Here is an 8,045-nt window from a genome sequence, read left to right on the forward strand (position 1 = left end):
GCATCGTCTCGGAGTCTCGTTTTAGCTCATTCCTGAGACGACCGCCGAAATGGCGGTTGAAATATTTTTCAAACGGTCATAGGAATGTTCAAACAATGATCGCGGCGCGGGCGGCGCCAAGGACCGGAGGAAGCGACATGTCCCATCCGCAATTCGCAGCGGAACTCCTGCAGCGCGCTGAGAAACAAGGACCGATCACCATCGGTCTCGCCGGCGCCGGACAGATGGGAACAGATATCGTCGTTCAGGTCGCACTCATGCCGGGCATGCGCATCGGCGCCATTTCGGAGGTCAGGCCGCAGGCGGCGATCGATGCGGCGCTGCTGGCCGGCCATGATCGTTCCGATATTGTGCAGGCGCCCAATGCCCCGGCCATTGATCGCGCCATCGAGGGCGGCAAGATCGCGGTCACCGAGGACCTGCATGCGCTCGCCGCCGCCGGCCGCATCGACGTGATCATCGACGCAACCGGAAATCCCAATATCGGCACGCTGTTCGCGCTCGAGGTGATGAAGAACGGCAAGCATATCGTCATGCTAAATGTCGAGGCCGACATCACGATCGGCCGGTTCCTGAAGGAAGAGGCGCGCAAGGCCGGCGTCGTCTACACAGGTGCGGCGGGCGACGAGCCTGCCTGCACGCTGGAGATCATCGGCTTCGCCAGAAGCCTCGGCTTCAACATCGTTGCCGCCGGCAAGGGCAAGAACAATCCGCTGAAGTTCGACGCCGTGCCGGCCGACTACGAGAAGGAGGCGGCCGAGCGCAACATGAATGCGCGCATGCTGGTCGAGTTCGTCGACGGCTCGAAGACGGCAATCGAGATGGTGGCGATCGCCAACGCGACGGGACTGGTGCCCGACGTGCCAGGCATGCACGGCCCTACCGCGACGCTAGAAGAACTCGCCAGCGTGCTCTGCCCGCGCGAGGATGGCGGCGTGCTTCATCGCAAGGGCGTTGTCGACTATTCGATCGGCAAGGGCGTCGCGCCCGGGGTGTTCTGCATCATCGAAACCAAGCATCCGCGCGTGCTGGAGCGAATGATCGACCTCAAGGTCGGCAGGGGCCCCTATTTCACGATCTTCCGGCCCTATCACCTCACCAGCCTGGAAGTGCCGCTGTCGGCGGCGCGCGCCGTGGTCTACAAGCGCGCCGACATGGAACCGCTCGATCATCCGGTGGCCGAGGCGGTGGCGGTGGCCAAGACCAGTCTCGGCACCGGCCAGTCGCTCGGCATGATCGGCGAGAACGACTACCGCGGCTTCGCCATGACCTGGGAAGACGCGCGCGCCAAGGGCGCGCTGCCGCTCGGGCTTGCTGAACGTGCCAAGGTGGTGAAGCCGGTCAAGGCCGGCGACTTCCTGACCTATGAAAACTGTGTACCCGACGATTCGATGGTGATAACCCAGATCCGCCGTCGTCTCGACCAGTCGGACGGACGGTTCGTAACCAACGCGGCCTAAAGCGCGTCGCGCGGAAACGGATCCAGGCGACGCGCTTTAGGTCTTTGTTTTTATGCATGTCGTTTTCGCAAAACCGCTGCACACTTTTGCGCGACATGCTCTAACCCTCCGGATCCCAGCCTGATGGACGATGTGGTAATCGGGATCGACGCCTCGACGACCGCCGTGAAGGCGATCGCTTTCGCGCGCGACGGCTCGGAGCTTTTCCAGGCACGCGAGACCTATCCGCTTTCCAACCCGGCGCCCGGCCATTTCGAGCAGGACGCCGAGCATTGGTGGGAGGCGCTGCTGTCGGCGCTGCAACAAGTCGCCAAGGCGATCGATGCCTCACGCGTGAAAGCCATCGCAATCGCGCACCAGCGCGAGAGCTTCACGCTGATCGACAACGCCGGCAAGCCGCTCATTCCCGCCATATTGTGGCTCGACGAACGCGCCCGCCGCCAGGTGGCGCGGTTTTCGGAAGAACTCGGCCGCGAGGCGATCCGCGACTGGAGCGGCAAGCCGCCGGACCCGACGCCGGCGCTCTACGCTTTGGCCTGGCTGACGGAGCACCGGCCGCAGGCGCTGGCGGAAGCGGCCGCGGTGGTCGACGTGCACGCGTTCTTCGTCCACCGGCTCACCGGGCGACTCGTCACCAGCACGGCGAGTGCCGATCCGCTCGGTCTGCTGGACATCGCGCATGGCGTCTGGCACCCGAGGCTGGTCGAGGCGGCGGGGCTGCGGCCGGAGCAACTGCCGGAGCTCGCAGCCCCTGGGGAGGTCTGCGGCACGTTGTCGGAAAGCGTCGCGGCGGCGATCGGCCTGAAGGCCGGCACGCCGGTTATTGCGGGCGCCGGAGACGGCCAGGCGATGGGCCTCGGCATGGGAGTCTACGGGCCCGGCAAAAGCTATCTGTCGTTGGGCTCAGGCGTCGTCAGCGGAAATTATTCCGGTACGGTGACAACGTCGGATGCATTCCGCACGCTGGTTTCGCCGACCGGCTCCGGCTTCATGCTGGAGACGGTGCTGCGTTCCGGCATGCAGTTGGTCGACTGGATCGTGCGCACTACCGGCGCGCCTTCGGCCGCGGTGCTGGAGAAGGCTGCGAAGGACGTCGCGCCAGGCAGCGACGGATTGCTCGTCATGCCCTATTGGGCCGGCGTCATGAGCCCTTACTGGGACGGCTCGGCGCGCGGCGCTATCGTCGGCCTGTCGCTCGATCACGAGCCAAAGCATCTCTTCCGCGCGGTGCTGGAGGGCATAGCGCTGGAGCAGGCGATCGCCACCGAGGCGATGGAGGAACAGACCGGCAAGGCCGACGCGATGATCGCGGCCGGCGGCGGCACCAATTGCGCACTGCTGATGGAAATCATGGCGAGCGTGCTCGAGCGCCCGCTCTTCGTCTCGCCGGTCAACGAAGCAGCGGCGCTGGGAGCCGCCATGCTCGCGGCCTCGGCAATCGGCTGGTTCGCGTCACCGGAAGAAGCGGCAAAGGCGATGGCGGCACGGCCGGCACGCCAGGTCGATCCTGTCGAGGCGCTTGTTCCGACCTACCGCGCACGCAAAGAAGTCTATCGTGATCTCTATCACGCGACACGCGATATCCACACGCGGCTCGGCGCGATTACCTGAACTACCGGCTAAGCAGCCCCTTGGCCGCGTCTTCGTCGGTGATCAGCACCGAGACCTTCGTATTCGCAAGTGCGGCGCGCATGACGGCGATCTTCTCCCGCCCGCCCGACACCAGGATGGTGGTCGGAATGTCGGAGAGATCCTGCAGCGGGTAGGCGCAGACGCGGCGGTTGACCTCATGGTCAACGATGCGGCCCTCGGCATCGATGAAGTGGCAGAGGATATCGCCGACCGCGCCCGCCGCCTGCAATTCCTCCAATTCGCTGGGCTTGATGAAACCGTAATTGGCGATCGGGCTGTCGTTGGAAAAGGAGCCGACGCTGAGCACGGCGATGTTGGCGCGCCGCGCCCTAAAGACCACATCCTGGACGCTGCGCTGGCTCATGAAGGCATCGCGCTGCTCCGGCCTGTCGGCATAGACGGGCACGGGCAGCAGATAGCATTCGGCGCCGATCTTCTCAGCGAATTCCCAGGCGCTCTCGGTCGGATTGAGCGGCTGCGCATGGGTGAGGCCGCCAAGCATCGAGACCACCGTGGTCCTGGCGATCGGCCGCCTGGGCAATTCGTTGATGGCGAATTTCAGCGTCCTGCCCCAACCCAGTGCGATAACGTCGCCCGCATTGACGTTGTCGGCGAGATAGGCGGCGGCGGCATGGCCGATCATCAGCGGCGCGTTGCTCCTGTCGGCAGCCGACGGCACGACCACCGCCTGGCTGAGGCCGAAGCGCTGCTTCAGGCTTTCCTCCAGCTGCACGCATTCGACGACGCTGTCGCGAATGCGGAACTGGACGACGCCCTCCTCGCGCGCGGCCGACAGAATCCGGTGCACCTTGATACGGCCGACGCCGAGGATCTCCGAGATCCGCTCCTGCGTCAGCCCTTCGACATAATAGTGCCAGGCGGCTCGGGCCTTGAGCTCGGCATCCGGAAAACGCGAGACCTTGTCGTTCTCGATCATCGCCATGCTTTATGCCTCCGTATGCGCTCGACTTCCCTATGGCAAACTGTCGGTTCACGCAAACTGCCGCCGAATGGCTGCGCGGCACTTGACAATTTTCTGATGAACGTTTTAGCTGAACAAAATTGCAGTTCAAAGATAAATTGTTCACAAGGGAGGATGCCTGGTGAACAAGAGCGGAAGGCAAGGCACGCCTGCCCGCTGACGGAGGAGACGAAGTGGCCGTGAGCAACGAGACGAGCGAGTTGAAGGCTGGCACCGGCGCCGCGCAGGCCGCTTCCGGTGCGAAGCTTTCGGCGCTGTTTGCCGGCACGATGGGACCGCTGATCGGGCTGGTGCTGCTGTGCCTGGCGCTGGCGCTGACCACCGACACCTTCCTTACGGTACGCAACATCCTCAACGTGCTCGACCAGGTGACCGTGCTCGGCATCATGGCGATCGGCATGACGCTGGTCATCCTGATCGGCGGCATCGACCTTTCCGTCGGCTCGGTGCTGGCGCTGGCCTCGATGGTGATGGGCTATGTCGCCTATCCCGACTATCTCAATCTCGGCGTCCCGGCGGGCATCGCCGCGGCGCTCGTCGTCGCCGCCCTCTGCGGCCTGGTGTCGGGCCTGCTGGTGACGGTGACGAAACTGCCGCCCTTCATCGCGACGCTTGCCATGATGTCGGTGGCGCGCGGCCTCGCCAACATGATCACCGACGGCTCGCAGATCGTCGGCTTTCCCGACTGGTTCACCAACCTCTCCATCGTGCGCCATTTCGGCTTCCTGTCGGTCACCGTCGGGCTGATGATCGTGCTGGCGATCGTCTTCGCGATCTTCCTCAATTACCGCGCCACCGGCCGCAGCCTCTACGCGATCGGCGGCACGGCGATCGGCGTTCTCATCATCGGCGTGCTGCGCAACGGCCTCAACCTGCTCGGCGTGTCGCCCTTCATCCAGCAGGTGGTGATCGGCGTGGTGATCGCGCTGGCGGTTGCCACCGATACCTGGCGGCGGCGCCGCCAATAGGAATTCGCCCGGATGTCCGGGCGGAACGGATCGGTCGATCCGAGACTGGGACTGTCCGGCCGAGGGCGCCGCGATGCGCAGGCTGACAGATTGAACACCAACGGAGGAAAAACATGCTGACCAAACGTTCACTGCTGCTTGCGGCCGCGGCCATCGTCCCGCTGCTCGGCCTGTCCGATGCCGCCTCGGCCAAGGACGCCAAGAAGCTCGGCCTTGCCGTCGCCAATCTGCAGGCGGACTTCTTCAACCAGATCAAGCAGTCGGTCGAAGCCTATGCCAAGGAGAAGGGCATCGAGGTCATCACCGTCGACGCCAAGGGCGATTCGGCCACGCAGGTCAGCCAGGTGCAGGACCTCCTCACCCAGAACATCGACGCGCTGATCTATATCCCGGCCGGCGCCACCGCCGCGACCGTGCCGACCAAGACCGCGAAGGCCGCCGGCATCCCGGTGGTCAATGTCGACCGCAACGCCGACGGCGCGCCCGGCGACACCTTCATCGCCACTGACAGCGTCAACTCGGCCAAGGGCGTGTGCGACTACATCGCCAAGCAGGCCGGCGGCAAGGGCGAGATGGTGATCATCCATGGCCAGAAGGGCACGACGCCGGAAGTCGACCGCTCCAAGGGCTGCGGCGAGGCGCTGAAGGCCTATCCGGATATCAAGGTGGTCGGCGAGCTCTGGAGCGATCAGTGGCACCAGGACGAAGGCTTCAAGCTGGCGCAGGACCTGCTGCAGGCCCATCCGAATGTCTCGATCATCTTCGGCCAAGCCGACGCGCTGGCTCTGGGCGCCGCGCAGGCGGTCAAGGTCGCCAACCCCGACCACAAGGTCTGGATCGCCGGCTTCGACGGCGACGTTGCGGCGCTCAAGGCGCTGAAGGAGGGCGTGTTCGACGTGACCGCGACGCAGCAGACGCAAGGCATGGGCCGGCTCGCCGTCGACTCGGCGATCAAGATCGTGGCGGGCGAAAAGCTGCCGGCCGAGCAACTGCAGGACGCGACGCTGACCACCAAGGACAATGTCGCGCAATTCATCGAGAAGCATCCGTAAGGCGGCAACCGTTGAGAGAGCGCCACGATGTCCACTGAACCTCGCCATAGCGAAGGCCCGCATAACGGGCTCTTCGTCAACGGCCTCTGCAAGAGCTACGGACCGGTGCAGGTCCTGGCCGATGCGAGCTTCGAGGTGCGGCCGGGCGAGGTCGTGGCGCTGCTCGGCGAGAACGGTGCCGGGAAGTCGACGGTGTCCAACATCATCGCCGGTTCGACCAAGCCTGATGCCGGCACCATCATCTGGCGGGGGAAGCCCTATTCCCCCGCCAATCCCGCTGCGGCCATCGAGGCCGGCGTCGGCATGATCCATCAGGAATTGAAGCTGCTGCCGGACCTATCGGTGGCGGAGAATGTCTATGTCGGGCGGCTGCCGATGCGGGGCGGCCGCATCGACCGGGCAACCATGAACGCGAAGGCCTCGGCGCAATTGAAGCGCCTCGGCCTCGACGTCTCGCCGGAGCGCAAGGTGCGCACGCTGCGCGTCGCGGCACAGCAGCAGGTGGAGATCGCCAAGGCGCTGACGCTGAATGCCGAGCTTCTGATCCTCGACGAACCGACCGCCGCGCTCGGCGGCGAGGAGACGGAGCTGCTGTTCAAGCAAATCCGCAAGCTCAAGGCCGAAGGCATGTCCTTCATCTATATCAGCCACCGGCTGGACGAGATCGCTCAGATCGCCGACCGTGTGGTGGTAATGCGCGACGGCCGCATCGTCGCCCGGCACGAGCGCGCCGACATCCCGGTGCGCACGGTCGTCGAGCAGATGGTCGGACGCAGCGTCGAACGCATGTTCCCGAAGCTGTCGGCGCCGGGCACCGAAACAGTGCTCGAAGTCGAGAACCTGTCCTCGCCGGAGCGCAGCTTCAACAATGTTTCGTTCGCGGTGAAATCGGGCGAAATCCTGGGCATCGCCGGGCTGATCGGCGCCGGCCGCACCGAACTGGTCAGGGCGATCGCCGGCGCCGATCCAATCTCGTCCGGCGCGGTGCGGGTCGCGGGCCAGCCTGTTCATCTCAGCGGCCCCGCGGCGGCGATCAGGGCCGGCGTCGTGCTGGTGCCGGAGGACCGCAAGGAACAGGGCGTCGTATTGGAGCAGACGATCGGCGAGAACCTCGCCATCGGCAATTTCGATCATGTCGCACCGAAGGGCTGGGTGTTTCCCAAAGCGGTTCAGAGGTTCGCCGAGGCCGGCATATCGAGGCTCGGCGTCAAGGGTCGGCCGAACCAGGCGGTCTCAAAACTTTCCGGCGGCAACCAGCAGAAGGTGATCATCGCCAAATGGGTGTCGCGGCCGCCCAAGGTGTTCATCCTCGATGAGCCGACGCGCGGCATCGACGTTGGCGCCCGCGCGGCGATCTACGATGTCATCGCCGACCTTGCCCGCTCGGGCATGGCCGTGGTGGTGGTCAGCTCGGATCTCGAGGAGGTGCTGGGGCTTTCGCACCGGGTTCTGGTGCTGAGCCGCGGCCGCCAGCGCGGCATCCTCGATCGCGACGAAGCAAGCAATGTCGCCGTGATGGAACTCGCCACGAGCTGAGGGCACGGCAGATGGGAATAAAGCGCAGCAGGTGATAGCCTCCCAAGCACCGGACCGCGCGGGGCGCCAGCAGGGCTGGCGCCCCTTCTTTCAGGGAGAGGGAGAAAGATGAAACTGTTCGATATTGATGGCGACGTGGCGCTGGTGACGGGCGCCGGCAGCGGCATCGGTCAAGCGATCGCCATCGGTCTGGCGGAAGCCGGCGCCGATGTCGCCTGTTTCGGCCACAGCTCGAAGGGCGGGCTGGAAGACACGGCCGACAAGATCAGGGCGCTCGGCCGCAAGGCGCTGGTGCTGACCGGAACTGTCACATCGCAGAGCGATCTCGCGGCAGCGGTCGAACGCGTCGAAAAGGAACTCGGCGCGCTGACGATCGCGGTCAACAATGCCGGCGTCGCCGGTGCCGAACCCGCCG

Annotated in this window: 7 protein-coding genes; 6 read left to right on the top strand and 1 reads right to left on the bottom strand. The window is 65.1% G+C overall.

Going from position 1 to position 8,045, the window contains the following annotated elements; genetic code table 11:
- Positions 1–137: 137 nt before the first annotated feature.
- Together EOA79_RS09970 and EOA79_RS09975 are read left to right on the top strand one after the other, a co-directional pair.
- Entirely contained in the window at positions 138–1,460 is a 1,323-nt protein-coding gene (locus EOA79_RS09970; protein WP_067327773.1) for a homoserine dehydrogenase, read from the top strand.
- Between the two features lie 123 nt (positions 1,461–1,583).
- Complete coding sequence (locus EOA79_RS09975) at positions 1,584–3,071, top strand: FGGY family carbohydrate kinase (RefSeq protein WP_127335648.1); 1,488 nt, start codon at positions 1,584–1,586, stop codon at positions 3,069–3,071.
- 1 nt (position 3,072) lies between these two features.
- On the opposite strand, the gene EOA79_RS09980 is transcribed toward EOA79_RS09975, so the two are convergent.
- Entirely contained in the window at positions 3,073–4,035 is a 963-nt protein-coding gene (locus tag EOA79_RS09980) for a sugar-binding transcriptional regulator (RefSeq protein ID WP_095823860.1), read from the bottom strand.
- 308 nt (positions 4,036–4,343) lie between these two features.
- On the opposite strand from EOA79_RS09980, the gene EOA79_RS09985 reads away from it, so the two are divergent.
- From EOA79_RS09985 to EOA79_RS10000, 4 genes are all read left to right on the top strand, one after another.
- Positions 4,344–5,042, top strand: a complete 699-nt coding sequence (locus tag EOA79_RS09985) for an ABC transporter permease (protein ID WP_245489851.1) — start codon at positions 4,344–4,346, stop codon at positions 5,040–5,042.
- Between the two features lie 113 nt (positions 5,043–5,155).
- Entirely contained in the window at positions 5,156–6,094 is a 939-nt protein-coding gene (locus tag EOA79_RS09990) for a sugar ABC transporter substrate-binding protein (protein WP_095823861.1), read from the top strand.
- A 27-nt stretch (positions 6,095–6,121) separates the two neighbouring features.
- A complete protein-coding gene (locus EOA79_RS09995; RefSeq protein WP_095776247.1) occupies positions 6,122–7,630 on the top strand; it encodes a sugar ABC transporter ATP-binding protein in 1,509 nt (502 codons plus the stop codon).
- Positions 7,631–7,738: 108 nt separating this feature from the next.
- Positions 7,739–8,045, top strand: a 307-nt coding sequence (locus EOA79_RS10000) for an SDR family NAD(P)-dependent oxidoreductase (RefSeq protein WP_128292994.1), incomplete at its 3' end; no start/stop codon positions are given.

Source organism: Mesorhizobium sp. M1A.F.Ca.IN.020.03.2.1 (assembly GCF_004023205.1).
Classification (GTDB): Bacteria; Pseudomonadota; Alphaproteobacteria; order Rhizobiales; family Rhizobiaceae; genus Mesorhizobium.

Excerpts from the sequence above, each read along its gene's own strand:
- EOA79_RS09970 (WP_067327773.1), top strand. The coding sequence starts at position 138 with ATGTCCCATCCGCAATTCGCAGCGGAACTCCTGCAGCGCGCTGAGAAA.
- EOA79_RS09975 (WP_127335648.1), top strand. The coding sequence starts at position 1,584 with ATGGACGATGTGGTAATCGGGATCGACGCCTCGACGACCGCCGTGAAG.
- EOA79_RS09980 (WP_095823860.1), bottom strand. The coding sequence starts at position 4,035 with ATGGCGATGATCGAGAACGACAAGGTCTCGCGTTTTCCGGATGCCGAG.
- EOA79_RS09985 (WP_245489851.1), top strand. The coding sequence starts at position 4,344 with ATGGGACCGCTGATCGGGCTGGTGCTGCTGTGCCTGGCGCTGGCGCTG.
- EOA79_RS09990 (WP_095823861.1), top strand. The coding sequence starts at position 5,156 with ATGCTGACCAAACGTTCACTGCTGCTTGCGGCCGCGGCCATCGTCCCG.
- EOA79_RS09995 (WP_095776247.1), top strand. The coding sequence starts at position 6,122 with ATGTCCACTGAACCTCGCCATAGCGAAGGCCCGCATAACGGGCTCTTC.